This window comes from Candidatus Tumulicola sp. (genome assembly GCA_036490475.1).
GTDB lineage: Bacteria > Vulcanimicrobiota > Vulcanimicrobiia > Vulcanimicrobiales > Vulcanimicrobiaceae > Tumulicola.
Map to the genome: position 1 here is coordinate 1420131 of DASXDT010000006.1, position 26379 is coordinate 1446509.

Consider the following 26379-nt stretch of genomic DNA (forward strand, 5'->3'; position numbering starts at 1 on the left):
CATGCACGCTTTAGGCTATCGATTCGCGAACGTGTTCCGAGTGGATGCATTGCAGCGATTTGGCGACGATATCTGGATCGCCGACGGGCCAACGGTGCACTTTTTCGGCGCACCGCTTCCAACCAGAATGGTGGTTGTGAAGCTCGGAGACGGGTCGCTCTGGGTCGATTCGCCCGTCGTAGCTACGGCGGAGCAGGTTGGCAAGCTCGCGCAAATAGGTCCGGTCGCGCATCTCGCCTCGCCGACGCGGCTGCACGACTGGCGTTTGGACGCGTGGGCCGAGTTCTTTCCGCATGCCCAGGTGTGGAAAGCCGCGATGCTCGATGACGAACCGCCGCCGGCTTGGAAAGGGCAGATCGACCAAACGCGTTTTCGCGGCAGCGCCGTCTTATCCGAAGTCGAATTTTTCCATCGCCGGTCGCGTACGCTCGTCGTGGCAGATTTCGCGCAGAACTTTCGGCTTGAGCCTAAGCATCCGATTCGGAACGCGCTCTTGCGTTTGGGTGGCGTCGTAGACGGAGGCGCGCCGCGCGACCTGCGCCTTTCGTTTTTCGGAGCGGGTCGCCGCGCGGGGCGCGAGTCGGTTCGAACCCTACTTTCGTGGGACTTCGACAAGGTCGTCGTCGCGCACGGTGACTGCGTCGATCGCGACGCCAAAACATTCGTCGAGCGATCGTTTCGCTGGCTCGGCATTTAATCACGCCGGTTGCCACCCGTTCGACATCCGCCTATTGGATAATAGATGCATGGATAACGATCAGAACGACCACAACTGGACGGATGTCACGCAGCCATTCCTCGTCCTTGCATGCGCCCCCATCAGCCCGAAGTGCCCTAAGGCGCTTATAACTACGGTGTTTCTCGTTAACCCCACCGAACTCGACATTGAGAACATCGAGGTTGAGACTGGGGGCCATTTTTCTGATCCGGATATGGGCGTAGTTGAGGCGACGGGAACGGTAAAGCGATTCGCTCGCCTCAACGCCCATGGCGCCGTGATTATCGAACAAGCAGATCCAGACGAGCTCTACGAGTTCGTGTGCACCTGGGATGTGAAATATGAAGGTGCCGCCGAGCTGCTTCGTTTTTCATTGACTCATGGGCGCGACGGTGTGGCGATTGCCGACGTTCCGGTTTTGGGTGGTCGCGGTGATTTGATTCAGCGGTGGTTCGCGAAGTAATTATCGGGCGGTCGCGAGAATGGGCCGGCTACTATGGCTGGCCGAAATTATATTCCCAGCGCGTTGATTTCCATTGCCGTGCTAGCAATGGCGGCCTGCGGCGGTTCGCGAGAAGTTCCACCGGTGTTGGGCTCTTCCGGGGAAATGCACGGCATGCGAAAGCCCAGTCCAACTGCCGGTGCGTCTGCGGTGCTGTATGTGTTGAAGGACATCATGTACAAAGGCATCTTGATCGTAGCGTACGACGCGAACGATCCATCCCGTAGGCCGAAGCCCATCTATACTATTGCGCCTGGCTACGCGAACGACTACAGTTCCCTCGTAACCGACGCGCGCGGCGACCTCTACGTCGGAGGCGGGTACGAATATGGAAGCTCGTTGTACGTCTTTCCAGCAGGCGCGAAAAAGCCGGTTACGACCTGCGCGCTGAACGCTGGAACCCTGTATAGCGCTAACAACACGCTCTACGTCGTTCCTCCTGACGGTTCCGATTCGATTGTGGAATATCGGGAGCCGCTACCGGCCGGCAACGATTGCGGCTCCCCTTTGAAAACACTAACCGATACGATCGCCGTGGAGAAGAAGGCTAGTAAAATCGGCGGTATCGTCGTGGACTCCGAAGGCGACGTGTTCGACCTGTATTCTACGTTCAGCTTCTATCCGCCGGTGCATATCGACGAGTTCAAAGCCGGCTCTAACACGGCACGGCATTTCGATACTCTCAAAGTACCCATGACACAAAACTATCTGGCCGCCGATCGAAATGACGACATAGTGAGCAACGTCACATCGGATTCGGCGGTCGACGACAACTTAGCCGTATTTCCGCACGAATCAAAGAAGCCGCAGTTGTACGATCCGACCGCCTACTACCGCTGGGGCGGGCTGGCGCTCAACAAGAAGCAGACGGAATTGATCGCCGCCCAATATGGTTCCACATCAAAGATACTCTTTTTTGCATTTGATTCGAAGAGCGGGACGATCGGCCAGCAAGAGCGCACGTTCGGCGACGTTCAGCCGGGTGGACGCGGGACAATCGCGCTGTACGAGAAGTGAGGTAATCATCCGGCCGGGTGGCGCCGGCGTTCTATAACGGATGGATAAAATCGACGGCGACGAAATCCGTGCTCACGATGCCTGCGCTGGAGGGAGATGAAGCTTTGGCGGCGGCGTTTGCGGCGCACGAGGGCTGGGCGTTTAGCGAGGCCTATCGGCGTTACGCGGCGCTGCTCTACTCGACTGCCTTCCGCGTTTTAGGCGACGCCGAGGACGCGCAAGACTGCATAGCCGATACCGTCACCAGATTGTGGCGATCGCGAGGCGCCTACTCGACGACGCGCGGCAATCTGCGAAGTTTTCTGGTCGTCTGCGTTCGCAATGAAGCGCTCTCGTGCCGCCGTCGCGAGACTCGCGCGGTTCGCTTGGTGGAGCGTCTTGGCTCCTTGCCCGTCGAGCACGATGAGTTGCAAATCGCCGATACGATCGAACGCGACCGGGTCCGCAGCGCACTGCTCGCGCTTCCGGAAGCGCAGCGCATCCCGCTCGAACTTGCGTACTACGAAGAAAAGACGCATACCGAGATCGCAGCAGAACTGCACGAACCGCTCGGGACGATCAAGAGCCGCATCAAGCTCGGCCTACGAAAAGTCGGCTCCGCATTGGCATCGAACGCGCCGTTAGGAAACGATCGCTCGTGAAGTACGATCACATCGAGGATCGCGCGGCGCTGTATGCGCTCGGAGCACTCTCGGACGACGAGCGGGCTGCAGTAGACGCGCACGTTCGCGAGTGTTCCGTTTGCGCGCAGGCAGTCGGTGAGGCCGAGAACGACGTCGCGCTGATGGTTGCGTCCGAGCCGCAAGATGAAGCGCCGGCGGCCCTCGACGCCCGCATCGGTCGCCTGTTGGAAGCGCGGCCGATCGAATCGGCGCGTAGCCGTTCTTACCGCCCGTCCTGGCCGTATCTCGCGGCGGTTGCCGCAGCGCTGGTGTTGGGGCTGTTGCCCTCAACGTATCTTTGGTCGGCGAACCGCTCGATGGATGGCACGATGGTCGCGCAAAGCGACGCGATGGGCCGTATTGCTGCCATGCCGCATCTCACGGCGCACTTCAAGCCGACGGGCTCGAGCGCTCCCGCGGATGTGATGTACGCGCCCGACGGCTCGTGGTACGTGGTTGTCGTACGTGGAGCTTCGAAGCCGCTTTCGGTTGCGTGGATGCACGACGGTAAGCAAACGATGCTGGGATCCGCCGTTCCCAAAGGCAACGTCTCGATGCTCTATCTTCCCAAGAGCCACCGCATGGATAAGCTCGCGCTCATGGATGGCGACCGCGTCGTTGGTGAAGCGGCGCTCTCATGGCAGAGCTAAGATCATAAGCGTAGTGTGTTTCAGGGTTCCTTCATGAGCGTCGTCTAGGCTCGCGGCATGCGCTTTCCACACATAGCCACCATCGCAGCCGCGGTTTTTATTCTGGCAGTTGCCGGCTCGATCGGGCCCGCCGCGGCGCACATGCGTAGCTACGGCGGCAGTTGGCCTGTAACCATAACCGGTTCGCAGCACAGTAATGGCACGGGTTGCCTGACGCTGGTAGGAAATGGCACCGATAAAGGCGCGGCGACGCTGGTTTTTGGCAGCCAGAAATACACGTACGGCACATACCAGGCGATAAACGGCACGCTGGTGGCGACCATCCAGGCACAGGGTTACGGCCAGAACGTCGGATTGGTATTCATCGGTTCCGCCAATCGCGGTAGCATTGGTCCTGGCGTATTCGACGATGTTTACGGGGGCGAAGCCTTCGACGAAGGCGCGTTGACGTTTGGCATGAAAGGCGGTTGCTGAGCTCGAGTCATCCAAGCTTCACCTGCGAGCGTTACAATTATGCGGAGCAATCGATTGCTCCGCGCAATTGCAAACGTTCCTAGGGAGAAACAAATTGAAAACTATTACAGCAGGCCTGCTCATGGCGACGAGCATGTTTTTCGTAACCATGCAACCCGGTTACGCGCAGAGCAGCATGTCTTCATCGGGTTCGATGATGTCGTCGATGCCCAAGTGCGCATCGGGTGACTCGGTCGTCGGCGTTAATATGACGACGAAGATGTACATGACCCAGTCGGAGATGAAAGCGAAGATGTCCGGCATGACCACGGCGCAAAAAGAAGCCGCGATGAAGAAGAACAACGTCAAGATGATGTGCAAGTCGCAAGCCACGGCGATGGGCGCAAAAATGATGACGCCGTCGCCGATGTAGCAATTGTAAGGGAAGCTCGCACGAATTGACTGGGCTTCCCTTCAAACACACAATGGAGGGACCGCCGATTGGCTTGGGGCCGTCTCGCGTCGAGAGATGGATGCTCGCAATCTCCTTGAGCTCGCTGCTAACAATTTGTAATATTTCGACAAACTAAATACACACCACGTCAGCATTCCATTCCGGCGACCTTCTTCAACGAGCTGCGAAGCGGCGTGATAGACGCGAGGTCCTCGAGAATCTCGCGGAGATTGAGTCCTTTCGATCGCTTTCCGACCCTACCGTCGACGTTACGCACAAATTGCGTATGTTTTCCCGCCCCATGCACCGTGATCTGAATGACGTTCCTTTGGAGCTCCGTACTCTAGGCAATCGGATATCGACTCTGGCTTTTGCCCCAGATCTTGATCTGAGGTCGATCGACCTGACGACGTATTCGCACCCGAGGCCGCGTTACTTAGCTGACGTCTTGGTCAACGAAGTCTGATATGAGCAAGTATTTCGAGCGCCTCGGACCGATCGCCAGTGCAACTAATTCGCCGCGGCGCATTGAGCGTTTCGATTGAGAAACCAAGGCGTTGATATAAGTCAAGGACGCGATCGGTTGCCTGATTTGATGCTAGCACGGGCACGGATAACCCAGACAGCCACTTGGCGAGCCTTACCTGGTCTTCCCATGAGAAGCCGTTGGCCGAGTAGGAGGTGAACTGTACATCGTACGGCGGATCCGCGTAAACTAGGTCCCCTCCAGATGGCGCCATATCTTGAAAGTCTCCGGTTTCGAACGTAAAATTCGAGAAAGCGTTCTTATATTCTCGAAAGTCAGTGCGATATGCTATGGTTGAGTAACGGCCGAATGGCACATTGAATTCGCCGCGGCGGTTAAACCTACAAAGGCCGTTGAAAGCGGTTCGATTGAGATAGTAGAAGAGCGCGGCTGCCTCCGCGCATTCTATTTTGCCTGAGCGCGCGAGCGCATTAAAACGTTCGCGATTCTGGTAAAATATTGACGTATCGTTCGTAAGCTGGATACCTAGTCCCGTCAAATCTAAGCCACGCTTCAGCCACTTGTAGAAGTTGATTAGGTGTGGATTCGCGTCGCGGAGAAGTGCCTTATGTGGTCGCAAGCCTAACGCAACGGCCAACCCGCCGACGAATGGTTCAACGAGTCGCTCGAAGTCGACGGCCGATAGGAGTTCCCTAAGCCGAGGAACGAGCCAGCGCTTTCCGCCGGCCCATTTCAGTGGCGGTCCCAAGTCGCCGACGGCAACACCTTCAAGCGGCAGTCTAATCATCTTACTAGAATTGCGGCGCATCGTAGAACTAGGCTGCCTCACGCACTGCTATATGTCGCAACGCTTGTGTCTCAGCATTTTGAGTTCCCGTAATCTAGCTTGGCGGACGCGAATACCGCTCAGCTGATCAACCGCGGCTGGTTTTGTTGAGCAGTCTCGTCATCTAGTCGTCTAATTGCAAGTTTGATGAACTGCTTGTCCTGCTCGAACCCGATAAATTTGCGTTTGTTGCGGACTGCGGCGACGCCAGTTGTTCCTGATCCGCTAAAGGGGTCGAAGACCACGTCCCCTTCATTAGTGGAAGCAAGAAGGCAGCGCTCCACCAACCCGACCGGCTTCTGCGTGGGATGTTTTCCGAAATATTTTTCGGCTGCGGTCGGTACCGGTAGACGCCAGACATTTTTCATCTGTCGCCCTCCGTTCAGCGTCTTCATCTCGTCGTAGTTGAAAGTGTAACGGTCGGCGCTCCCTTTCTTAGCTTTGCTGGCCCATAGAATTATCTCGGTCGAATGCGTGAAGCATCTGCAACCAAGATTTGGAGGAGGCGCCGGTTTTTCCCAAACGATGTCGTTGAGAATGCGGAACCCCGTTTCCAGAAGCGCCATGCCCACGCTAAGGTACACGTGTAGGGTGCCGGATACCCACATGGTGCCGGTCGGCTTCAAAACTCTGTGGCATTCCGCGATCCAAGTTCTGTTAAAATCGTGGTCCGCGACAAGACCTTTACTGCGATCCCAACTGCCCTTATCAACCTTGACCATCTTGCCAGCAACGCATGTGACACCGCCGTTGGAGAGTAGGTACGGAGGATCCGTCCAAACGCAGTCGACCGAGTCATCGGGCAAGGCAGAAAGAAGCTTCAAGGACTCGCCGCGGAAAAGCGTGGCGCTGCCGTCGCGAGACCGCCACGATGGCGACACGTCGTCCTTCGCGGGTTTAGAGCGCACGCCGAAGGCTCCTACAAATCATCAGCATAACCTACTCATACATAACACAAAAATTGGCAAGGGGTTCTGCGACAGGAGGGCGATCTTTCCCGAAAGGTTCCGAAAGACGCAGTATCTTACAAGGAGGGCATTTTATGGCTCGACGGTCCAAGTTCGCTACGGCAGCTCACGATTGGCTGCAACACAACGCAAAAGGCAAGACCGTGACAACCGACGAGCTTTGGGATGGTCTGACCAAACAGCACCCAGACCTCACCGCCGCGACGGAACAGCGCAAGACTCCGCGTACAACGTGTATGAGGGACCTACGAAAAGACGCAGCGTTCGAGATTGGTGACAGGAAGGTAAAACTCGCCGACTAACGCTGTTCCTATAACCAACGCGAGGCGGACTGCCGATGATAGGTCAGGCGGACGTCGGGGCTGAAATTCTATGGCTGCGGCTAGCCTATAAGTTTGATCGATGCGTAGGCTGACCGGATATAGGCTAACCCGCGGTGGAGACTTTGATTTTCGTCAATTGTTCGGAAGGAGCTCGAGAATGCCACCGGAACCTCAGAGCCATTCATTTTGCCTTTTGAAAGAAAATGATTGGCGAACATCGATTTCTATAGAAAACACTTCGGGATCACTTCCGTTGGCGCTGCTTTTGACAAGTTCGTCGAAACTTTAGCCAATTATTTCGACGCCAAGTACTACGTAGATTGGTCTAAGGTTCTTTCCAACGCAAAACGGCACGAAAAGTCATTCCAGCTGCTCAGTGAACTTTGTGGGAGGGGCGATGTAAAGGTCAAGGCTGCTGAACTATTTTTCGCGCACCCTGAGACAATCGAAGCTCTGCCAATTCTTATCGCATGTCGGCGAGGGCTTTCAATCTCAGATCCTTTAAACGTTTCAGCGATGATGACGTATAGCTTTGCACCTAATGGCGCCACCGATGACGAGAAAAGGATCGAAGCCGAACATTACGCGGAGTTCCTGGTTCATTCGGGACTAATAGACGTTTTTGCAATGATCCAAAATGCCGCGGATTTTGCGATCGGCGTAGAAGTAGGCCTAGACAGCAACGGCCGAAAGAACCGTGGGGGCAACTGCGGGATACAAGCTATCGCACCGGTAGTCGAATCGCTGCGCCAAACGATTCCGGGCCTTGTGATTCGCTCTGAAGCTGGATTCGCAGAACTCGAGAGAAATGGATTCCGATTGCCTGTCCGATTTGATGGCATCGTCTGGGATCTAGCATTCTGGAAAGAAGACGGTAAGAAACTCGTTGTCGCAGAGGTCAATCACTATGGAACGAGCGGATCGAAACCTCCCGCGATCGCACGCGAGTATACCGATCGAAGTGAAGATCTTGCTGCCGCGGCTGTAGGTTTCGTGTGGATCACCGACGGCCTTGGTTGGCTTAGCATGAAGAATCCCTTGAGATTAGCGTTTCAAAACATCGACTATATCGTTAATGTTGAACTGGCGAAAGAGGGTCAACTCGCTGCGGCCTTACTGTCGTTGTTCGAAAAAAACGTCGAGGGAAATGTAACTTTCTCCTAAACATTTGCCCGCCGACGAATGAATTTCGCCAGCCAACCCGCCCCGGTGACTGCTGTCAGACCATGCGCAATCGGTAGTACTACAGTCGTTGCGGCCGGATGTAGAATAGCCCTGTAATAGTTAGCTTAAAAGTCCGGCGCTCGCTCCGCGCCGCCCGACCACATCCAGCGCAGGCCTAAGTACGCCGCATTACGTCCCCGGAGATAGCGCGAGGCCGGTCGCGTCTCCGACAGATGCGACGGATCCAACCATTAGCCGATGATAGTCGAGCCGCATGAGCAGCTGGCAGTTGGTGGACGAAACGTAGAAGCGATCGGCGTCGCGCGGGAATGCGATGCCGTCGACGATGTCGAGGAGCGAACTCTCGTCGATCTTGCGCACCGGTTCGGGGGCTCCCGGCGGAAAGATCCCGAGGTACTTCGGCTCGTTATGGTTGAGCGGCTCGTAGGCCAGCGCGAGATTGCCCTCGCGATCGAATGCTAGCGCGTATGCGGGGAACGAACCAGCGGGTAGGTCGAGCCCGAGATTCGTGCCGGTCGACGATCGCGGCGCGTATTTCTCGATTTGAATGTATGCCGACGTCAACGAGTACCACGATACGTACAGATTGCCGGAGGCGTCGAGCGCGACGTTGATGGCGGCCATTCCGGGCAGCGTCAGCGTTTGGCTGGGTACGGTGCTGCCCGATGGGTATTCGGTCACCGTCCCTGCGCCACTCCCGCTGCCGGTGACGTTCGCGATGTACACGGTACCGTCGGTACCGACGCCGACGCCGTACGGCACGTTGACGCCGGTGGAATACGTGAGGCTGGGCGCGAGCGTCCCGGGCGCGTAGACCGTGACGGTGTTGTTGCCGCTGTTGGCGACGTAGAGGTTCCCTGCGGCATCCGTTGCGATCCCTTCGGGCGTAGAAATGCCGCTCGTAATCTCGCCAATCGGTGACTGACCTTTGGGCGCGAAGATGTCGACGAAGCCGTTGTCGTAGGCGCCCTGACCGGCGACGTAGACGACGTGTTTGTGTCCCAGCGCTTGCAGCGACAACCACGCCTCGGGAGCGCGTTTGGCTCGAAGCGAGACTGCGGGTGGGCGGTTTGCTAGCGGATTGAGAGCCGATGCAGATTGCGGCGCTAACGTACTCACGCCGGACGTGCAACTTTGCAGCGCGGCGGCCGCGGCGAAGGCCAGCAACGCGCGCGTGGCGGCATGACGGGAGTTCATTGTGGCCTCCTCGAGAGCGGACGAGTTCGTGCGGATCCCTGCAACGCGATGTTCGGGGCGAGGGCGACGCTCATCGTGCCCTCCGCGCTAAAGACCTGGCTGCCGATTTGTTCCAACGGCTGGTTCCCGTGCGGTCCGTAGGCGTACACTTCCGGGCACTGCGAATCCGTGCACGCGACCGGGACGTATACGTTGTCGTCGGGGCCAACGGCAAGCTTCAACGGGCCGCTTTGGAACCACGACGCTCGGTCGATCACGCGAAACGGCTCGGTCTTTCCGGCCTGGTATTCGAGCACGTAGTCCGACGTAACGGCGCTGCTGACGTAGAGGTCGCCTTCCGCGTCGATCGCGACGCTGTTGCGAATGATCCCGAGCAGTCCGCGTAGTCCGAGCGGGATCGGCTTCTTCGAGCCGGGCTTGAGTTTGAAGACGTCGGCGCCGAGCGAGTCCGGGTCCTCGTTGAGGACGTACACGTTGCCGTTCCGGTCGAGGGACATCCCGCCGAGGCTACCCAACAGCGGCGACGTAACGGCTGTCGCCGGCGACGTCGCGCCGGCCGGATATTCGAAGATCTCCGGCGTTTCACCGACGCCTGCGCCCCAGTTGGTGACGTAGACGGTGCCATTGGCGTCGACCGTGACGCCGACCGGATAGAATGTCTCGCCCTGCCACACCGTGTTGAGGATCGTCGGCGCCGAGTTGTACGGAGGCGCGTATTCCGAAACGTAGTCGTCGTTGCCGTACGGTCCGTTGTTCACGACGAACAGATCGCCGTGCGCGTCGACGACCATCTGATCTTGGTAAGCCTGCAGGCCGCTGATCTGCGCCAGCGGCTTGCTCAGGTTTTTCAATCCATAAATCTGGATCGTGCCGGTTTCGCTGGGGACGAACAAGAGCTGCGATGGGAGCTTTGTCGCCGGCGCGCGCACGGCACGCACGGCGCCCGGCGACGGCGCCGGAAGCACCGCCGCTACCGAGGCGGCGACGCAGCACAAAACGAGGGCCGAATAGCGCCGGATGCGCGAGGGTGACATTGCTCCTCCGATCTTCGAACGGCCGCGCGGCGAACGTTCATTGGCCCGCCCACGCACCTTGAGTATAGAAAGAGCCGCGCCGCCCTGACCTAGGCACATGCCTACCTTTGTTTTGCGCCGGCGCGGGGTGGCGTGCGGCCGGCGAGAAATCACACGACAAGTGGCTCGGACGCCGGTTTTCAATTCGCCGCAGAATCCGCCGCACTGCGTGGGTCGCCGCGCGGAACTCGCGCGCGTGCAAGATGCTCTCCACGACGTGGCGCTCGGCACGGGGTCGGCACTGATCTTCGGCGGCGATCGCGGCGTCGGGAAGTCGCGATTGCTGAGCGAGTGCGCCGCGCTGAAGTCGCCGGTGGCCGCGTTTAGCATGCGCTGCGCGGGCGCCGCGTTGGGCGAACGCGACCTGCGCGCGCAACTCGCCGGTGCCCTTACCATAACCGGAGCGCGCGCAACGACGCGTTCCGCGGCCGACGTGCTGTCCGGCATAGTAACCAGAGCCAAGCGTAAGCCGATCGCGCTGCTGGTCGACGACGCGCACGCGGCGAACGCCGGCGAACTGCGGCTGATCGACGGTCTGCTCGCGCTGACACAGCGGCATCGGCTCGTGGTCGTCGCCTGCGTGTTCGATCCCTCGGTCGAGGGCGCGCCGTTCGGCTGGGGGGCCGATCGCTGGCGGCGTGCGGGCGTGGAGTACCACTCACTCGACCCGCTCGGTGACGCCGATGTTGAACTGCTGATTCGCAGCGTGGGGCAACGGTGCGCGCATCCGCTTGGCAACGAAGATCTCCGCGAGATGATGCGGGCGGCGCAAGGCAATCCGCGTTTGGCGATCGAGTTCGCAGGCAGCCCGCCGCAGTCACGCGGCCTTCCGCTGGTTGCGGCGAGCGCGCGGGCCGAGGTCGCGTCCATTCGTCACAGTATGTCGCCGAGTGAGTTCGATACGCTCTTGGCGTGCAGCGTACTCGGCGAGTCGTTCTCCGACGCTGCCATCGCGCCGGTCGCCGGACGTTCGTGCGACGCAGTCGCCGACGCGCTGCAACACGCATGCGCGCTGGGCGTGCTGATCGAGGATCCGGGCGATCGCGGGCGGCTCTGCTTTCGCCACGCGGCGTTGCGTAACGTGTTGTACGCGTCGCTCGTATCGCTCAAGCGGCGGATTCTGCATGAGCGTGCGATTCAGCACTCGATCGCTGCCGGTGGCGACGCACAATCGCTTGGCCGGCACTGGGAAGTCCTCGGCGATCGCGAACGCGCCGCGGAGTGTTTCAGCCGCGCCGCCGACGAGCAGTTCGCGGTTGCGGCGTTCGCGCCGGCCGCGGATCTCTACGAACGAGCCGCAATGCATTTGCCGGTTGGATCGAATGAGTGGGTGCGGGCGCAACGGTTCTTCGTGAGCAGCTGCAACGGCCTGGGCGACTGGGAACGCATGTTGCCGGTGCTCGCGTCGGTGTTGGTGGCGATCGATCGCGCCGGCGATCCCGAGAGCGCAATCGAGTTCCTCTGGCACCTCTTTCTGGCGCAACTCAACAACGGTGATCTTGCGGCTGCCGAACGCGCCTCCGAAAAGTTGGCGGCGATTAATTCGCCCGCCGCGCGCGCACATGCGCAAAACGCGGTGCTGACGCTGGCCTATGGGCTTTGCTATCGCGGACAGCTCACCGCAGCGGCGCGGCTCGCCGACTCCGTCGATCCCGCCGAACTCGTCAGCGACGAGGCGCGCATTCGGTACGCGATTACGCGCGCCGAGATCGGCGCGCTGCGCATTCCGCTCGAGCGATCCCTCGAACGAATTGAGGAAGCCGTGACGATCGCTACGGCATTGGCCGTGCGCGGCACGGTGCTCTGCTACCGGGTCGGTGCGGAGATCGCCGAGCGATTCGGCGATTTGCCAAAAGCGCGGGAGTACGTCGATCGTGCTACCGCATTCGTTTCGAGCCGTACCGGCACGATCGACGACTCGCGTCTGGGCATCGCCATGGAGTTGATGCGCATCTGCTTACTCTCGGGCGATTTGCCCGCGGCGCGAGACTTGCTGCAGTCGACGAACGGCCGGCGCAAATCGGGCCGGCACAACGAGGCCTTTTACGCCGGAATAGGCGTGGCGATCGGCATGTGCGTCGGCGACCTGGCGTTAGTCGACGCGTTCTTCAACCCCGACTTGCTGTTCGCGTCGGCCGCGGCCGGTGACGCCGAATCGTGCGGTCTGCTGCTGCCGGGTTTTGCCGAGGTGATGCGCGCGCATGGGATGATCAAGGAACTGGCGGCTGTGTTAGAGCGCTGCGTCGACGCCGAACTGATCGACCCGCATGCGGCGGTGCAGCTGCACGCGGTTCGGTTTGCCGGTTTAGAATGCGCCAAACGCGCCGCCGAGCAGACGCAACGGCACTTTCGCGACGCGGTCGCGCCGGCGGCGGCGGCCCACATCGCGCTCTGTAACGCAACCCTGCTGCGGCGCTGCCGCAGCCATACGCGGGCGGCCGAGGCGGCGCGCGACGCCGCGGCGCGCTACGGGCATATGGGGTGGCGCCTGCATGAAGCGGCGGCGCTCGAACTCGCCGGTGATTCGAGCGGCGCCCGCCACGCGTACGAGCAGTGCGGCGCGATCCGAGACGCCGCGCGTTTGGCCGCCGGCCAGACGCGTAAGAGCCGGCGTGCGCCATTCGGTGCGCACCTGACGGCTCGCGAGGCCGACATCGTGCGCCTCATCGTGCGCAAGCGTTCCAATCCCGAGATCGCTCGAGCGCTAGAGATCAGCTTGCGCACCGTGCAGCATCACGTCGAGGCGGCCTTCAGCAAACTCGGCATCCGCGCGCGTTGGCAATTAACTGCGGAGCTGCTCGAAGCGTCCGGCATTGCAGAGTCACGCCACGCCTAAGACTCTCGGGTTTTCAAGTGAGGCCGTGGTAATCCGAACTATTAACCACGACAACAACGTGCAAGTGCACCGACCAGATGTTGGAGAGGATGCGTTAGCAGAGCAATAACGAATAGATCCACTAGTATCCTTTGGAGTGGAGCTATATCAATTTGAGAAATGCAATAACTGCGGTCGCTTCGGCTATACTTGTGGTGGTTCTGGCAGGGTGTTCCGGGGCGACCATCGTTCGTTCGGTCCCGGTGGCTCAACCGGCGGTGGGCTCACGTGCGACTACGACCACGTCGATGCTATATGTTTCGAGTTTCCACTTTATGTCCGGATTCGTGAGCGTGTACCCTCTCGGCCAGAAGAAACACGTTTTGCGCCTAAAGGCGGGACTAGACAATCCGAGTCGCATCGCTTTCGACTCTGAGGGAAATATTTACGTCGCCAACGACACCTCGGTCTGCGAGTTTGCGCCGGGTAGTAGGAAACGTCTCCGCACGCTCGATGGCGGCGTTGGTACGCACGGAGATCTGACGATCGATGCGGGCGGAACTGCGTATGTAGGATACTACTTTGGCCGAGCGTCGCGCATCTCTATCTACCCGCCTGGCAAAGAACAGCCGACGCTCGACATCACAAAGGGTGTCACCGCCCCTGTCGCGGTGGCAGTAGATAGCGCGGGAAATCTGTACGTGGCGAACGCTGGTAACCCGAGCAACGTCAAGGTGTACGCGCCCGGCGGAAAGTCACCCGTGCGATCTCTCGGCGGTCATTTTGTCGAGCCTACATCGCTGGCGTTCGATACGGATGGAAATCTCTATGTGGCCGATAAGGGAGATCAACAGTACGGCGTCCGCTCGAAAAATGCACGTGTAGCCGTGTATCCGCCAGGGAGTTCGAAGCCGTCACGCGTGATACGCGCCGGACTCCGCGGACCAGTTGCATTGAAATTTGACTCCGCTGGAAACCTCTACGTCGGAAACGTCTTTGTCGACAAAAAACCGGAAGCCCGCGGGTACGTTTCGGTGTACGCGCCCGGTGCGACCAAACCGATGTATTCGACCGACACCGTCAACACCTACGAGATACTGCTCGGGCTCGATCCGCAGAACAACCTGTACGTGGGCCATAGCGGTACGAACGGTGTCGTCTCCATCTATCCCCCAGGATCGTCGAAACCGTCCTCGCGCATTTCCTATGCGATTGATACGTTGCAAGGGATCGGGGTTTCTCCCTAATTATGCTTCAACTTCCCTGAAACGCGTCAGTTGCGTTCCGTTGGGAACGACGAGTTCGTGGTCGCCGAAGCCAAGGCTCGCACGGGCGTCGTTATAATAGGCGCCCCCTAGGGGTACGAGCGCTTTCTGCACGGTCGTGATAAACACGGTATTTTCGGCGACCACGGGCACAGAGCTGTAGCATAGTAACCGCTGCCGGACGCGATTTTTTGCGCTCACGGCAAATCCCCGACTGGAATTATCCCCGCGGACACGACCAAATCCGAATAAGACGATGGTCAGGCGGCCGCGCAAAACGTTTCGCAAGAAGCTCCCGCAAGTGCGCCGTCACTCGCAATATTCCGATTTTGGGGTAACGTGCCCGAACAGTCCGATCCCGAATACCCGACGGCGGCCGGTACGCAACTCCTCGCGCAACTCGCGGAGGTACCTAGGAGAAGAGGGCTATTCGGACGACCTTCAGTCCCTTCTCTTGACCGATATGCATGAATCCGCCATATTGATGCATATGAGAACGACCCTTATCATCGACGAGGCGCTCCTCCAGAGGGCGCGAGAGCTTAGTGGTATCCAGGAAAAGACGGCTCTCGTCCATGCCGGGCTCAAAGCGCTCGTTGCACGTGAGGCGGCAAAGCGTCTGTCAAGTCTCGGCGGCTCCCAGCCAAAGCTGAGGGCGGTTCCGCGCCGACGTCCGCCTTCAGCGCGATGATTCTCGTAGACACCTCGGTTTGGATCGAGCACTTCCGTTCGGGCAGTCCCAAATTGAGTAGAGCCCTGGACGACTCGCTCGTCTTGATGCATCCGTTCGTTGTCGGCGAGCTTGCGTGCGGCGGATTCAGGGATCGCGCGCGTGTACTCTCAGATCTGGCCGCGCTCCCCGCCGTGGATGCCGCCGAGCAGAATGAAGTATTACACTTGATCGGCGATCGCCGCCTCTGGGGTAAAGGCATCGGCTGGATCGATGCACATCTGCTTGCCTCGGCGTTGCTTTCTGGTTGCGGTTTGTGGACGCTCGACCGACGGCTCAATCGAATCGCCGGAGCGCTAGGCCTGACGGAATCGTGACAACTACGCGATCTTGCGAGCGCTGACGCTTGGAACTCATGACGTTGTTGCAGAACCGAGGAACGCGGCAACTGCGACCATCAAGATCTTCGTGAACACGTTATGGCGCGATCGGATACTCGTACTCGCTGTCGTACTCGCCGTTGATTGGAGACGACGATAAGGTATAGCCTCCAAGCCGCGAGCGTACGATACGCACGGGAATCGCCGGACTAATAGGCGCTTTGCGAATGAAATCGACGCGGCTAACTAACACCGCAGGGTACCTGTGGGCCGGTACCGCGATCACGGAATCTTCCTCGGCAGAGCTGTGCGGCGGCAGATAAAAGCTCGTCTTAGGATTTCCGCCGACGGCGCCGCTTCGCAGATTGACCTTCGAGAACAGCAGGGCGACAGGGCGACGTGGCATGTCGGCCCGCAGCTCGATAGCGAAGGGCGTCTTGGTCAACTGTACGTGGCCGCCCGACTTCACGATTTTTTCGCCGTAGACGCTCAGCGCCTCGGCCGCAATATCGATCGGCACGTTGCCGGTGTTCTCTAGGCGCTTGTGAACGGTTAGGAACACCACGCCGTTTACGGTTGGTCCCTGCGTCACGGTGGTCGGAACCGAGAATTCGGCCTGCTCGGAAAGTGGCTTGATGCGCTGCTCGTAGACGAACGTGTAGAGCGCCCACAAACCTGCCGCCAGGATGGCGACGATCTCGACTGCAGTGCGCACTTGCTCAGCGCGCGTTGGCACCGAGTGGACGTGTAGTTCGCGTTTCACCGATCGAGAATGGCGCCCAGCGTCTGACCGTTCGCAAAGTTATTTTCGGCCAACCATGTGCTGCTGAAGATTCGCGAGAGATATCGCGCGCCGCCATCGCAGAGAATGGTGACGACCGTCGAACCCTCGGGAAGTTCTCGTGCAATTGTGGCTGCACCAACGACGTTCAAGCCGCTCGAACCGCCCACGAAGAGTCCCTCGTGCTCGAGCAGCCAGTGAGCCATCGCGATGGCTTGCGCGTCGGTCTTGCGAATCGCTCGATCGATCGGCGCTCCCTTGAAGTTTGCGGTGACGCGCTTGATGCCGATTCCCTCCAGATCGGAGTCGCCCTCCGGCTTCAGTTCACCGCTGTTGACGTAGTTGTACAGCGCCGAGCCCATCGGATCGCAGAGCACGGTGAGGATGTCGCTGCGTCGCGCTTTCAGTGCGGTGGCGACGCCGGCGATCGTTCCTCCGGTGCCGGCCGCCGCAACGAACGCGTCGATGCGGCCTTCACATTGGTCCCAAATCTCCGGTCCGGTCGTTTCCTCGTGCGCGCGGCGGTTGGCAGTGTTCTCAAATTGATTCGCCCAGAACGCGCCGGGCAGCTCCTCGGCGATTCGTCGCGCGACATGATAATAGTTCTCGGGGTTGGTAAACGGCACGGCGCGAACGACGCGCACGTCGGAACCATACGTCCGCAGCAGGTCGATCTTTTCAATCGACTGATCGTCTGGCACGATGATGATGCTGTTGTATCCGCGTTCGTTCGCGACGAGCGCGATCGCGATGCCGGTATTGCCGGCCGTTCCCTCGACGATCGTGCCGCCGGGCTGCAGCGCACCACGCGCCACGGCATCGTCGACGATCGCCCGCGCGGCGCGGTCTTTTACCGATCCGCCTGGATTAAGAAACTCAGCCTTTCCGAGAATCCGCCGGCCAAGCTGGCGCGAAAGCTCGCGCAGTTCGATCAGCGGCGTATTGCCGACGGCACCGGAGAAGCCGTTGACGACCGTCACTTCACTTGAAACTCGGGGTCGCCTAACTGCCATAGCAAGAACGTCCACTCGTCCGCGCGCTCGTTCATTTGTTGCGTGCGGCTTGAGCCGATGCCGTGGCCGGCGTCGTAATCCACCCGCAGCAGAACCGGTTTTCCACTCGACGTCGCCGCCTGTAGGCGCGCGATCATCTTCGCGACCATCCACGTCGGAACTCGCGGATCGTTGAGTCCGGTCACTCCCATCACTGCCGGATAGCGCGTTCCATCCTTAACGTGCACGTACGCGTCCATGTTGTACAGGTACTTGAAATCCGCCGCGTTATTGACATCGCCGAATTCCGGAATGTTGGCCGCGCCGCCTTGCGTCTGCTGGAAGCGCAGTACGTTCGTCATGCCAACGTTGTCGACTGCGGCGCCGAACAGCTCGGGATGTTGCACGATCGAACCGCCGACGGCGATTCCGCCGGCACTCGTCCCACGCACCGCGAGATGCGCGGGCGACGTGTATTTCTCTGCGATGAGATATCGCGCCGTCGCGATCATGTCGTCGATCGTATGTTGTTTCGTCGCCTTCTGGCCGGCGAGGTGCCAGCGCTCGCCGTATTCTCCGCCGCCGCGCACGTGCGCGGTCGCGAGCACGCCGCCGCGGAGCACCCACTCGAGCGAGCTTGCCGAGAAGTACGGATCCGACGGACTGCCATACGAACCGTAGCCTTCGAAAAGCGTCGGATGCGAGCCGTCGAGCGCGATATCGTCGCGGTAGATAATCGATACTGGAACTCGCGCGCCGCCGGTCGACGGCACCATCGCTTCGCGAACCCGGAGGTGTGAAACGTCGAGCGGGTCTTTCGGGACGACTCCTGTATCGGCGACCGCGCCCGTCGCCGGGTCGTACGCGAATAGCGCGGGCGAACGAATCCACGAATCGATTCCGAAGCGCAGACCCTTCTCGAGCGGCGACGCGTCGATGCCGTAGACCGTGCCCTGGTACGGGAGCGTTACCTTCCCAGTCATGGCGCCGTTGATATCGATCTTAGAGATGTTGAATGTAATGCCGTCGCGGTACTCGACATAGACCCCATCGGCGGCGCCGAATACGCCCTCGATAATTCGGTCGCTCGTCGCCGCGATGATCACGGGCGCCGCCGACGAATTGGCAAGATTGTAACGAAGGATGCGGCCGTTGGGCGAATCTTGCAGAATCGCGTATAGGTTCGTTCCGAGAAATGCTAACGAACTCGATCCGCTGGTCGCCAGTTTGTCCGACGGCTTGAGGAGGAGCTTCCAATCCGCGCTGCCTTCGCGACCGACGTAGTACTCGCCGGGGTCGGTCGTGCCCGCGCTATGGCTCGCCAATAGAAGATCGCTTCTCGGAACCACCGTGACCTGATTGAAGCCGGCTGCCGGAACCGTCGTTTGCGCGTCGACGCCCGGACCGAAAACGGCTTTATCAGCGTCTGGGTTCGTTCCTAAGACATGCAGATACACGCGTTGATTGACGTAGATTTGATCCGATGAAGCGCCCGGGGCGAGCTGCTGCAGCCGGCTGTAGTAGAAGGAGCGACCGTCGGCGCGCCAGGACGGCGAACCGTACTGCGTGCGCGTGATCTCTTCCGGGAGCAATTTGCCCGTTGCGGTTTCGACGACGTGAATCGTATCGTTCTCCGAACCCGCCTCCGCCGCGCCGACCGCCACGTACGAACCATCTTGCGACGGCTGGAAGTAATCGATGGCGACGTGCGTGGTCGCCGTTGCAAACGTTGCCGGATCGAACAGCGTGCGCGTTTGGCCGTCCGTATCTTTCACGCGAACGACGGGTACTGACGCCGTCGGATCGAGTTCTTCGAAGAAGAGCTTGCCGCCGGCTTGTTGCCAAGCGGAGATCCGCGCGACGCCCGCCGACAGCGCCATCAGCTTGGCTTTTAACGCATCGCGTTGCGCCGACAGCGGCGCGAGCACCGAAGCGGTGTAGTCGCTCTGTGCCTTCAGGTACGCGAGAAATCGCGGATCCGCAGAACCTTGCTCCATCCAGCGGTACGGATCGACGATCGTCGTCCCGAACTGGGTGTCGGTCACCGGTTCGACCGGTGCGACGGGCTGGGTCGTCGCGGCGAAGACCGGGGCGATCGTCAGCGTCGAGACGACGCAAATTAGAAGCAGTCGGCGATACATACGAACCTCTTGGCGCTCCTCGGCGGCCAATCATTCTCTTGGGCCGAGCGACCGGGAAAACCCCTACGTATGATTGCCCTGACGGTGCGAAGTGGTCCGGGACGTCGCGGCCAAAACCGGTGTAGTGGCTAAGGCCGCGGCGATGGACGTAGAAAAGCGGTCGGGAAATGCTATTTTGCCGTGCTGATCACCGTCCCGACCGGTTCGTTTCCTTCATTGATTGTTTTCACTGTATCGCCACCGGCGGGATAGGCGTAAATGCCGACGATCCCCGACTGAACTGATGGCACGATAATGTTTTTGCCAAACACGGTGAATTGCGCGATCGAGGAAGCCCCGTTGAGCTGCATCGAGCTTACCGTCGTCGCCTTGTTACCGTGGATCTGGAATCGATAAACGAACGGGTTGGTATCGTTACCGTTTCCGGCCGCCAAATATTTTCCGTCCCATCGAATTCCGACCGGCCAGCTCATGGGCTCGTCCAGCTGCAACGTCTTAAAGTTTTTGGAGCCTTTGGGCAGTTCGACAAAGACGACCTGACTCGCTGAGTTGAACCCATTGACGAAAAGATTGCCCTTGTCGTCGTAGGTACACCAATAGTAGAAGAAGATGTCTGGGGAGGTGTACGTCACCGGATCGCCCTTGGCTTTGGTGTAGATCCCGATGTTTCCCGAAGAGTACTCTCCCGTCGCCGGAATTCTATTGGCGATGGCGAGGTTTCCGGTGGTCGGGTCGATGGAGCAGTCTCCCGGTGATTGATTCGCATCTTGCAGCGTTGCGATGATTTTGGTGCCGCCGTGGGCGTATTCGGTCATGTAGCCGGGCAAGTAGCCATGAAACTCGTAGTTGGTAACCCAGACGTTACCCGCTTTGTCGCTGCACAAGCCTTCGGGCCATTGCGTGTCCGTCAGCGCACCGACCTGTTTAAGTTTTGGATACGAGTAAATTTCGACGGCGCTGTTCCCCGCCGTCGCGACATACAACAGATCGCCGCCCTTGGCGGCGGGATCCATCCACGTGCGGCCGGACGTCGTCGGGCCGGACGGCCGATGCATGGCCAAGCCACGAGCCTGTGGCGTCATCTGCGACGACGTGCCGGCGCAGCCTGCGAACAACATTGCGGCGGCGCACAGTCCGGCAGCGGTACGAATAGAGGTCGAAACTTGCATGCTCATCTCCAAAGTAGTGGGATAGCACGCGGTTACGCGCACGTACCCAAACGAGCCCTTCGTGAAGGTCAAAAACTCCGAGTTTGGGTCAAAAAGTCTAGGCGCAGATGACGTCGGCGACTTCGCGGGCGCGGCGCTTATACTGCGCTCCGCCGATCGCTTTGGCAGCTACTTGGTATGCTTCTTTGAGCAACGGCGCCAATCCGAAGCGTTCCGCCTCGGTAACCGCCATTTCTGCCAGCGCCTGCGCGTCGCGTTTCTTTCCAAGCTCGTGTGCAGCACTAGCGCCGACGATCCGGCGACGCGCCAATAGCGCCGAACTGCCCGCGCGACCGGCATCGCTGTTTGCGAGTTTCCAAGCTTCGCGCAACCTTCCGGATTTCAACGCCCACGCCGCTGCAAAATACTCGGCCAGTTGCCGATGATAGGCGTCACACGAATCCAGCTGGCTCGCATGCGGAACTAGCGCAGACGCGGATCGCCAATGGCGGGTCATAAGCAGCAGCACCGCAAGATTGAGCGCGGTCTGCACCCGGATTCGCTCGCTAGGTTGATTCTTCGCAAGCAACATCGTCTGGCGTGTCGTATCGAGCAGTTCGCGTTCGTTTCCAGCCATCGCATGAAACTCAGCGAGTACCCGAAGCGCTACCGTCGCTTCGATGAGCGAGCCGGATGAATAGGAAAGCTCGAACGCTTTCGTTAGACCTTCCATCCGTTCGCGAGCCGGATACCAGCTGCGCGAACCGAGGGGCAGGTACGTTCGAAGCATCCAAACTTCTAGCGTAACCCTCGCCGCTAACTGCGACGACGCGCAACGGGCGCGCCCCAACTGCGTCTCGGCATCGGCCAGCTCGTCGTGGCCGCGTTCCCACTCTCCCGCATTGCACAACGACGACCCGAGTTCGCCGCGACTCTCAGCGTACAGCTCTTTGAGATGCGGCGACGTCGTTTCGAGCGCTTCGAAACTCGTGACGGCGCGTCGAGCCAAGGCTAGCGCGTCGTTCACGTTTCCGCGGTAGTACGCGAACTGCGCGCCCAGGAGCGCGAGGCACGCCGCGCCGGCGTCTCGTTGCACCGGCGTCTGTGCCGCCTTTTCGCGTTGCCATACGTCGGTGGCCGCGGCAGACGCGTGTTCGGCCCGGTCGACCGCCCCGAAGCGCATCGATGTAAATGCGTTCGCTCGTAGCGCCTCGATCTTTTGGTATCCTGGCAGCGCGTCGGCGACGAGACTGTCGCATTCACGAAACGCAATATCGACGTCGCCGAAGGTCGCGTAGTGCAGCACGCGGTGTACGCGCACTTGAAAATCGTCGACTTCGGGCAAATACGAAATGCGCGGCCGATCGACATAGTTCGAGAGGTATCGCGCGATTCGTAGATAGATCTGTGCGCGCTCGCGATAACAATACCCGAGCGAGACGCCGAGCTTGGCCGCAACGGCCTCCATGGGCTGGTTTTCGAGACATTGAAGCGTTACGATCGTATGCCTGCGTAACGCGCGTTCGTCGTCGTCACCATTCGAGAGGTCGAGGTCTCGACAGTGTTCCGCGGCTTGCCGAATCAGACGATGAACGCGCGCAAGGACTTCTCGCTCGCGCAGTCGCCCGAAGCTGCCGATCGAAGAATCTTCGAAGAAGCGGCGGACGAGCAAATTTTTGCGGAGGGCGCGGGGTTCGTCTAAGTGACGAAAGAGGTGCTTTACCGCAGCACGTAGCGCCGCATCCGTCGGCGGTTGCATCAAGGCGAGAGATTGGCTTGACACCGCAGGTAGTTATCACCGAACTTGAGGTCAACCCTTTCAGTGCGATGTACCGCGACGATGTGGTGAACGATAGCGTTGATCGAACGAAGCGCCCAATCGTCCGCGCCCTTGGCTGGTTGCACGACATTGTCTTCACTCGGACCTTGACGCCGTGTGGGTGCGCGGTTATTATAGAACCATATGGTTCCAGAACTAGTAGGTTCCGCTAGGCGGGGCGACGACGCCTTGAGCGCGACGTTCGCGGCGCTCGCCGACCCAACGCGACGTGCCATCCTGGCGCGGCTCGCGAACGGTGAAGCCTCGGTCCGCGAGCTGGCCGCGCCGTTCTCAATCAGCGAGCGCGCGATTTCCAAACACGTCGGCGTGCTCGAGCGTGCCGGGCTGATCTCGCGTTCGCGCGACGCTCAACGCCGGCTGAGTCGCATCGAGGCGATGCCACTCCACGACATCTTTAACTGGCTCGAGGAATACCGCGAGCTTTGGAGCGGACGCTTCGATCGCATCGAGCGGGTCGTCAAACGAGCGAAACGAGGGCAATCATGATCGAATCCAACGCGGCCTGTTTCACGCTGACGCGCACGTTCGATGCGCCCTGCGACGTCGTGTTCCGCGTTTTCACGCAGCCGGAATACGTTGCCGAATGGTGGGGATGCGAGGGATCGACGACGATCGTCCACACGCTCGACGTTCGAACGGGCGGTACGTATCACATCGACCTTCGTCTTCCCGACGGATCGGTGTACGTGAATCGAGGAACATATAGTGACGTGTTGCCGGGCAAGCGGATCGTCTCGAGCGACGGCATTGCGACGCACACCATAACATTTGAAGAGCGCTACGGTAAAACGACCGTCACATTGCTCGCAGCCTACTCGACGCAAGCCGCATTCGAACGCGCCATGGAGTTAGGCGTACAGATCGGCACCGCAAGCAGCTGGGATATCATAGAGAGGATGGTCCAAAATGTCGACCGTTGATGGCGCAATATGTCTTTCACCGTACGTCTATCTGTACGGTCGAGCGGCCGAAGCTCTCGAGTTCTATCAATCAGTTTTCGGAGGTACGTACGAGATCGTCATGCGCGACGATCGCGGGATGATTTCGCACGCGACGTTCGCAGGCCCGGGATTCACGCTGATGTTTTCCGACGGAGCCTCGCAGCGAGCCGTCAATCCAAACGATGGAAACGTGTCCCTCCAGCTTGCGGCCCCCGACGCGGAGAAAGCACGCAGCATCTACAACGCGTTGCTAGATGGTGGCAATAGTAAAGTAGCTTTCGCGACGCAACCTTGGGGTGGCGTACTCGGCGTAGTACACGACCGCTACGGCACCGAGTGGATCGTAACCGCCTAAGACTTAGCTTCCCTGGAACGCAATAAGGTACGGTCCATTAGGGACGAGTAGCTCGCCATCACCGAAGGCTAGGCCGGCAAAAGCACTGCGATAGTAACCGCTATTCGGGACGATAATATCAACGTTCTTCTTGCCACTCCTAATATCATAACCCAGGAGATTGCTTCCGGCAGTCTCGACATACACGATCTCGCCGACGACTAGCGGCGGGGTCAAGTAGTCATCGCCTGTGCGTACCTGCGCGTTCCAGACCTGCTTCATTGTCGGAATACTTTGCGCTTCAAGCGTCGTAGGGTTGACGAAAAAGCCTAATGTATTTGCGAAGGCGGGTGGGAACATCGCGTTAAAAGCGCCCGCTATCGTTCCATTCTTGGCATTCAAAATGAGTCCGTTGTATCCGACGGATTGTTGGCTATCACCGACAAAGAGAAGATCGTGATACAACACGGGTGTGCTGCCACCGCCTCCTTGGCAAGGGCCGCTAAATTGCCAGATCTGCTGACCGTCGCTGGGTCGTAAGTCATACGTTTGCGGGCAAGCGTATGAAACGAATATTCCGGTCGACGTTACAGCCGGCGAAGAGTCGTCGGCGCCATTCACCGGCGCCGTCCACGTCAGCGCTCCCGTGAACTCATCGAACGCGTAGACCGTCCCGCCGACACCTCCCGCTGCCGCATACACGACACCCGAAGCGGCGGTTGGCGGAGATGAAGAGACGGACTGACCGGGAGTCGGTGCCGACCACAGTTTCTCACCGGTCCGTTCGTCGAACGCGTATATTCCGATGTGTTTTTGCCAACGACTCAAATATGAATTCGCAAAAATGATTCCGTTGTCGTACGCCTGACCGACCCAGCCGTTACCGCCCGGCGAGCGATGCACCCAAAGCTTCTCGCCCGTTTTTTCGTCAAGAGCGATGAGTCTCTCGTTGGCAATGACGACGACGATGCCATTCGCTATGACTGGATAGCCAACGCCGCCGCGTTTGCCGCCGAGATCGACCGACCACAACTGCTTGAGGGGAAGGCGCAGTGGACCGCGGGCGAAGCCCGTGTGCGCGACGTCGATCTGATACGCGACGGATTGACCGCTCGCATTATCCACCTTGGTTTGCGACAACAGCGTCGAGTTGAGCGCCGTAATCGACGAGGCGCTCTGTGATTGACAGGCAGTCAGGAATGAGACTGCCGCGAGAACTAAAGCTGCTTTTAGTTGCCTGGGAATAATTGCCAACCTCCGGCTCATGAAGATCCGCGGGATCTGGAGCGTGATGACACAGAGTATTGGACCCTGCATCCGTAAAAGCATGTCAACGAAATGCGCCTATCGACCGCTGCGGTCATCGCTGCCCTTTCGATCGCACCGGCGGCCTGTTCGAGCACGCTGGTAACGCCGGCTGCGAAGCCGCCTCCGCCGCCGACATCAAGTTCGGTCGTCGTTCTCGAGTACGAAGCGTGGTTCGGGCCGCAGGCCGCTACTTTTCAGGGAGCCGAAGCGATGCCGATTTTGCAATCGAAAGATATGCAATCGATCGGTGGTGGCTATGACAGTGCGGATCCGCACGTCATCGCACAACATCTCAAGTGGATGGAATACATGGGCGTCGACGCCGCAACGGCCGACGTGTCGAACAATGTCGGTTGCATTTTCAGCACGGGACCGCCTTCCCCGAAATTCTGCCGGCCCGCGAGCGAGTCGTTCCGGAACTCGAACCGTGTAATACGCGATAATACCGGCAATCTCTATCCGGCGTGGTCGAAACTTCGATCACCGATCAAGCTCATACCGTTGCTGGGATGCCTATCGAGACTCGATCTGCACAAAGGGCGCGACGGCAAGTCGGGGTTCCAAAAAGAAATCGAATACTTCGGCCGCTTGATGGAGCAGTATCCCGAGCTTAGCGAGACGTACGCCCGTCATCCACTGATGCTGGTGTACGTCGGTACGCCGGTAGACCCGGCGATACTCCAGGGCGCCAAATCCGTATTGCGTGAAAGCGGGCTCGATACGCAATACACGTTTCGCATCGTCGGCGGGTATCTCGATGCGCAGCCAACGTTCTGGGCCGATCCAAGTCGGACACCGGATGGCCCCACGGAAATCGCACCGCGATACGGGTTTTGGAGCTATGTCGATCGCTACAAGCCCGAGTTCGGATACTATCCCACGTACAGCGTGATTCCGGGCACCGATGCCGCAGAAAACCTAACGGTGTCGATTGCAACGGCTGGCCACAGAGGTTGGGGTTGTCCCAGGCCCCATAAGATCTGCCCCGACGTCGCAACGCGATACGGGCCTACCGGCCACAGGTACGTCACACTCGAATCCTACATGAAGCTCGCCGCGCAACTGCGGCCGACGTTCTTACTCGTCCATCAGTTTAATGAATTCGTTACGCCGGACGAAGGCTGGAACGCGCAGACCAGTGACGATAGCGAACCAACGCAGATGCCGCACGGATGGGGATACAGCGGCATCGACGCCGTTCGCGAGGCAATCTCGAGTTATCGAAAAAGCCTGGCGCATTAGCGAATGG

26 protein-coding genes are annotated in these 26379 nt (G+C 59.5%); 15 read left to right on the forward strand and 11 right to left on the reverse strand.

What is annotated here, in order from left to right; all coding sequences use genetic code 11:
• Position 1 precedes the first annotated feature (1 nt).
• The 7 genes from VGF98_14340 to VGF98_14370 all read left to right on the forward strand — a co-directional run bounded on the left by VGF98_14340 (position 2) and on the right by VGF98_14370 (position 4435).
• Entirely contained in the window at positions 2 to 697 is a 696-nt protein-coding gene (locus VGF98_14340; protein HEY1682821.1) for a DUF4336 domain-containing protein, read from the forward strand.
• Positions 698 to 746: 49 nt separating this feature from the next.
• Positions 747 to 1181: a hypothetical protein gene (locus VGF98_14345; GenBank protein ID HEY1682822.1), complete on the forward strand. Its 435-nt coding sequence runs from the start codon at positions 747 to 749 to the stop codon at positions 1179 to 1181.
• 33 nt (positions 1182 to 1214) lie between these two features.
• On the forward strand, positions 1215 to 2237 hold the full coding sequence (locus VGF98_14350; protein HEY1682823.1) for a hypothetical protein: 1023 nt from the start codon (positions 1215 to 1217) through the stop codon (positions 2235 to 2237).
• A gap of 77 nt (positions 2238 to 2314) precedes the next feature.
• Positions 2315 to 2878 (forward strand): sigma-70 family RNA polymerase sigma factor, encoded by a 564-nt coding sequence (locus VGF98_14355; protein HEY1682824.1) that lies wholly within the window; start codon positions 2315 to 2317, stop codon positions 2876 to 2878.
• Complete coding sequence (locus tag VGF98_14360; GenBank protein ID HEY1682825.1) at positions 2875 to 3549, forward strand: zf-HC2 domain-containing protein; 675 nt, start codon at positions 2875 to 2877, stop codon at positions 3547 to 3549. Before VGF98_14355 ends, VGF98_14360 begins: the two co-directional genes overlap by 4 nt.
• A gap of 57 nt (positions 3550 to 3606) precedes the next feature.
• The gene (locus VGF98_14365; GenBank protein HEY1682826.1) at positions 3607 to 4023 is read left to right on the forward strand and encodes a hypothetical protein; all 417 of its coding nucleotides are present in this window, start codon (positions 3607 to 3609) and stop codon (positions 4021 to 4023) included.
• A 94-nt stretch (positions 4024 to 4117) separates the two neighbouring features.
• Entirely contained in the window at positions 4118 to 4435 is a 318-nt protein-coding gene (locus tag VGF98_14370; protein HEY1682827.1) for a hypothetical protein, read from the forward strand.
• Positions 4436 to 4908: 473 nt separating this feature from the next.
• On the opposite strand, the gene VGF98_14375 is transcribed toward VGF98_14370, so the two are convergent.
• Both VGF98_14375 and VGF98_14380 read right to left on the reverse strand, forming a co-directional pair.
• Positions 4909 to 5730 carry a Dam family site-specific DNA-(adenine-N6)-methyltransferase gene (locus VGF98_14375; protein ID HEY1682828.1) on the reverse strand — a complete coding sequence of 274 codons (822 nt, stop codon included), beginning with the start codon at positions 5728 to 5730 and terminating at the stop codon, positions 4909 to 4911.
• 119 nt (positions 5731 to 5849) lie between these two features.
• The gene (locus VGF98_14380) at positions 5850 to 6677 is read right to left on the reverse strand and encodes a site-specific DNA-methyltransferase (protein ID HEY1682829.1); all 828 of its coding nucleotides are present in this window, start codon (positions 6675 to 6677) and stop codon (positions 5850 to 5852) included.
• A gap of 590 nt (positions 6678 to 7267) precedes the next feature.
• Between VGF98_14380 and VGF98_14385 the strand changes: the two genes are divergently transcribed.
• Positions 7268 to 8224 (forward strand): DpnII family type II restriction endonuclease, encoded by a 957-nt coding sequence (locus VGF98_14385; GenBank protein ID HEY1682830.1) that lies wholly within the window; start codon positions 7268 to 7270, stop codon positions 8222 to 8224.
• Between the two features lie 189 nt (positions 8225 to 8413).
• Here VGF98_14385 and VGF98_14390 read toward each other — a convergent pair whose 3' ends face one another.
• Positions 8414 to 9442: a hypothetical protein gene (locus VGF98_14390; protein HEY1682831.1), complete on the reverse strand. Its 1029-nt coding sequence runs from the start codon at positions 9440 to 9442 to the stop codon at positions 8414 to 8416.
• Positions 9439 to 10476 (reverse strand): hypothetical protein, encoded by a 1038-nt coding sequence (locus VGF98_14395; protein HEY1682832.1) that lies wholly within the window; start codon positions 10474 to 10476, stop codon positions 9439 to 9441. The genes VGF98_14390 and VGF98_14395 overlap by 4 nt, the downstream gene beginning before the upstream one ends.
• A gap of 97 nt (positions 10477 to 10573) precedes the next feature.
• Between VGF98_14395 and VGF98_14400 the strand changes: the two genes are divergently transcribed.
• Both VGF98_14400 and VGF98_14405 read left to right on the forward strand, forming a co-directional pair.
• Positions 10574 to 13351: an AAA family ATPase gene (locus tag VGF98_14400; GenBank protein HEY1682833.1), complete on the forward strand. Its 2778-nt coding sequence runs from the start codon at positions 10574 to 10576 to the stop codon at positions 13349 to 13351.
• Between the two features lie 314 nt (positions 13352 to 13665).
• Positions 13666 to 14577 (forward strand): NHL repeat-containing protein, encoded by a 912-nt coding sequence (locus VGF98_14405; protein HEY1682834.1) that lies wholly within the window; start codon positions 13666 to 13668, stop codon positions 14575 to 14577.
• On the opposite strand, the gene VGF98_14410 is transcribed toward VGF98_14405, so the two are convergent.
• Positions 14578 to 14724, reverse strand: coding sequence for a hypothetical protein (locus tag VGF98_14410; GenBank protein ID HEY1682835.1), 147 nt, complete (start codon positions 14722 to 14724; stop codon positions 14578 to 14580).
• 558 nt (positions 14725 to 15282) lie between these two features.
• Here VGF98_14410 and VGF98_14415 point away from each other — a divergent pair.
• Complete coding sequence (locus VGF98_14415) at positions 15283 to 15642, forward strand: PIN domain-containing protein (protein ID HEY1682836.1); 360 nt, start codon at positions 15283 to 15285, stop codon at positions 15640 to 15642.
• Between the two features lie 100 nt (positions 15643 to 15742).
• Here the strand turns inward: VGF98_14415 and VGF98_14420 are convergent, their stop codons facing one another.
• The 5 genes from VGF98_14420 to VGF98_14440 form a co-directional block, all read right to left on the reverse strand.
• Positions 15743 to 16381: a hypothetical protein gene (locus tag VGF98_14420; protein HEY1682837.1), complete on the reverse strand. Its 639-nt coding sequence runs from the start codon at positions 16379 to 16381 to the stop codon at positions 15743 to 15745.
• A 23-nt stretch (positions 16382 to 16404) separates the two neighbouring features.
• On the reverse strand, positions 16405 to 17406 hold the full coding sequence (locus VGF98_14425) for a cysteine synthase A (protein ID HEY1682838.1): 1002 nt from the start codon (positions 17404 to 17406) through the stop codon (positions 16405 to 16407).
• Complete coding sequence (locus VGF98_14430; GenBank protein HEY1682839.1) at positions 17403 to 19559, reverse strand: prolyl oligopeptidase family serine peptidase; 2157 nt, start codon at positions 19557 to 19559, stop codon at positions 17403 to 17405. The genes VGF98_14425 and VGF98_14430 overlap by 4 nt, the downstream gene beginning before the upstream one ends.
• 170 nt (positions 19560 to 19729) lie before the next feature.
• Positions 19730 to 20800, reverse strand: coding sequence for a hypothetical protein (locus VGF98_14435; GenBank protein ID HEY1682840.1), 1071 nt, complete (start codon positions 20798 to 20800; stop codon positions 19730 to 19732).
• 25 nt (positions 20801 to 20825) lie between these two features.
• Positions 20826 to 22175, reverse strand: coding sequence for a hypothetical protein (locus tag VGF98_14440; GenBank protein HEY1682841.1), 1350 nt, complete (start codon positions 22173 to 22175; stop codon positions 20826 to 20828).
• Positions 22176 to 22715: 540 nt separating this feature from the next.
• Between VGF98_14440 and VGF98_14445 the strand changes: the two genes are divergently transcribed.
• Genes VGF98_14445 through VGF98_14455 form a run of 3 tightly spaced genes read left to right on the forward strand, consistent with a single transcriptional unit; the run spans position 22716 to position 23843 of the window.
• Positions 22716 to 23033: a metalloregulator ArsR/SmtB family transcription factor gene (locus tag VGF98_14445; protein HEY1682842.1), complete on the forward strand. Its 318-nt coding sequence runs from the start codon at positions 22716 to 22718 to the stop codon at positions 23031 to 23033.
• Positions 23030 to 23467, forward strand: coding sequence for an SRPBCC domain-containing protein (locus tag VGF98_14450; GenBank protein ID HEY1682843.1), 438 nt, complete (start codon positions 23030 to 23032; stop codon positions 23465 to 23467). Before VGF98_14445 ends, VGF98_14450 begins: the two co-directional genes overlap by 4 nt.
• Positions 23454 to 23843, forward strand: a complete 390-nt coding sequence (locus VGF98_14455; protein ID HEY1682844.1) for a VOC family protein — start codon at positions 23454 to 23456, stop codon at positions 23841 to 23843. Before VGF98_14450 ends, VGF98_14455 begins: the two co-directional genes overlap by 14 nt.
• 3 nt (positions 23844 to 23846) lie before the next feature.
• Here the strand turns inward: VGF98_14455 and VGF98_14460 are convergent, their stop codons facing one another.
• A complete protein-coding gene (locus tag VGF98_14460) occupies positions 23847 to 25088 on the reverse strand; it encodes a PQQ-binding-like beta-propeller repeat protein (GenBank protein ID HEY1682845.1) in 1242 nt (413 codons plus the stop codon).
• Between the two features lie 72 nt (positions 25089 to 25160).
• On the opposite strand from VGF98_14460, the gene VGF98_14465 reads away from it, so the two are divergent.
• Entirely contained in the window at positions 25161 to 26372 is a 1212-nt protein-coding gene (locus tag VGF98_14465; GenBank protein HEY1682846.1) for a hypothetical protein, read from the forward strand.
• Positions 26373 to 26379 lie beyond the last annotated feature (7 nt).

Bases quoted from the DNA above. Each gene is read 5' to 3' on its own strand.
- VGF98_14390 (HEY1682831.1), bottom strand. From the start codon at position 9,442: ATGAACTCCCGTCATGCCGCCACGCGCGCGTTGCTGGCCTTCGCCGCG.
- VGF98_14450 (HEY1682843.1), top strand. From the start codon at position 23,030: ATGATCGAATCCAACGCGGCCTGTTTCACGCTGACGCGCACGTTCGAT.
- VGF98_14455 (HEY1682844.1), top strand. From the start codon at position 23,454: ATGTCGACCGTTGATGGCGCAATATGTCTTTCACCGTACGTCTATCTG.
- VGF98_14405 (HEY1682834.1), top strand. From the start codon at position 13,666: ATGTCCGGATTCGTGAGCGTGTACCCTCTCGGCCAGAAGAAACACGTT.
- VGF98_14365 (HEY1682826.1), top strand. From the start codon at position 3,607: ATGCGCTTTCCACACATAGCCACCATCGCAGCCGCGGTTTTTATTCTG.
- VGF98_14375 (HEY1682828.1), bottom strand. From the start codon at position 5,730: ATGATTAGACTGCCGCTTGAAGGTGTTGCCGTCGGCGACTTGGGACCG.
- VGF98_14350 (HEY1682823.1), top strand. From the start codon at position 1,215: ATGGCTGGCCGAAATTATATTCCCAGCGCGTTGATTTCCATTGCCGTG.
- VGF98_14460 (HEY1682845.1), bottom strand. From the start codon at position 25,088: ATGAGCCGGAGGTTGGCAATTATTCCCAGGCAACTAAAAGCAGCTTTA.
- VGF98_14430 (HEY1682839.1), bottom strand. From the start codon at position 19,559: ATGTATCGCCGACTGCTTCTAATTTGCGTCGTCTCGACGCTGACGATC.
- VGF98_14465 (HEY1682846.1), top strand. From the start codon at position 25,161: ATGCGCCTATCGACCGCTGCGGTCATCGCTGCCCTTTCGATCGCACCG.
- VGF98_14400 (HEY1682833.1), top strand. From the start codon at position 10,574: ATGCCTACCTTTGTTTTGCGCCGGCGCGGGGTGGCGTGCGGCCGGCGA.
- VGF98_14415 (HEY1682836.1), top strand. From the start codon at position 15,283: ATGATTCTCGTAGACACCTCGGTTTGGATCGAGCACTTCCGTTCGGGC.
- VGF98_14440 (HEY1682841.1), bottom strand. From the start codon at position 22,175: ATGGAGGCCGTTGCGGCCAAGCTCGGCGTCTCGCTCGGGTATTGTTAT.
- VGF98_14395 (HEY1682832.1), bottom strand. From the start codon at position 10,476: ATGTCACCCTCGCGCATCCGGCGCTATTCGGCCCTCGTTTTGTGCTGC.
- VGF98_14355 (HEY1682824.1), top strand. From the start codon at position 2,315: ATGCCTGCGCTGGAGGGAGATGAAGCTTTGGCGGCGGCGTTTGCGGCG.
- VGF98_14340 (HEY1682821.1), top strand. From the start codon at position 2: ATGCACGCTTTAGGCTATCGATTCGCGAACGTGTTCCGAGTGGATGCA.
- VGF98_14345 (HEY1682822.1), top strand. From the start codon at position 747: ATGGATAACGATCAGAACGACCACAACTGGACGGATGTCACGCAGCCA.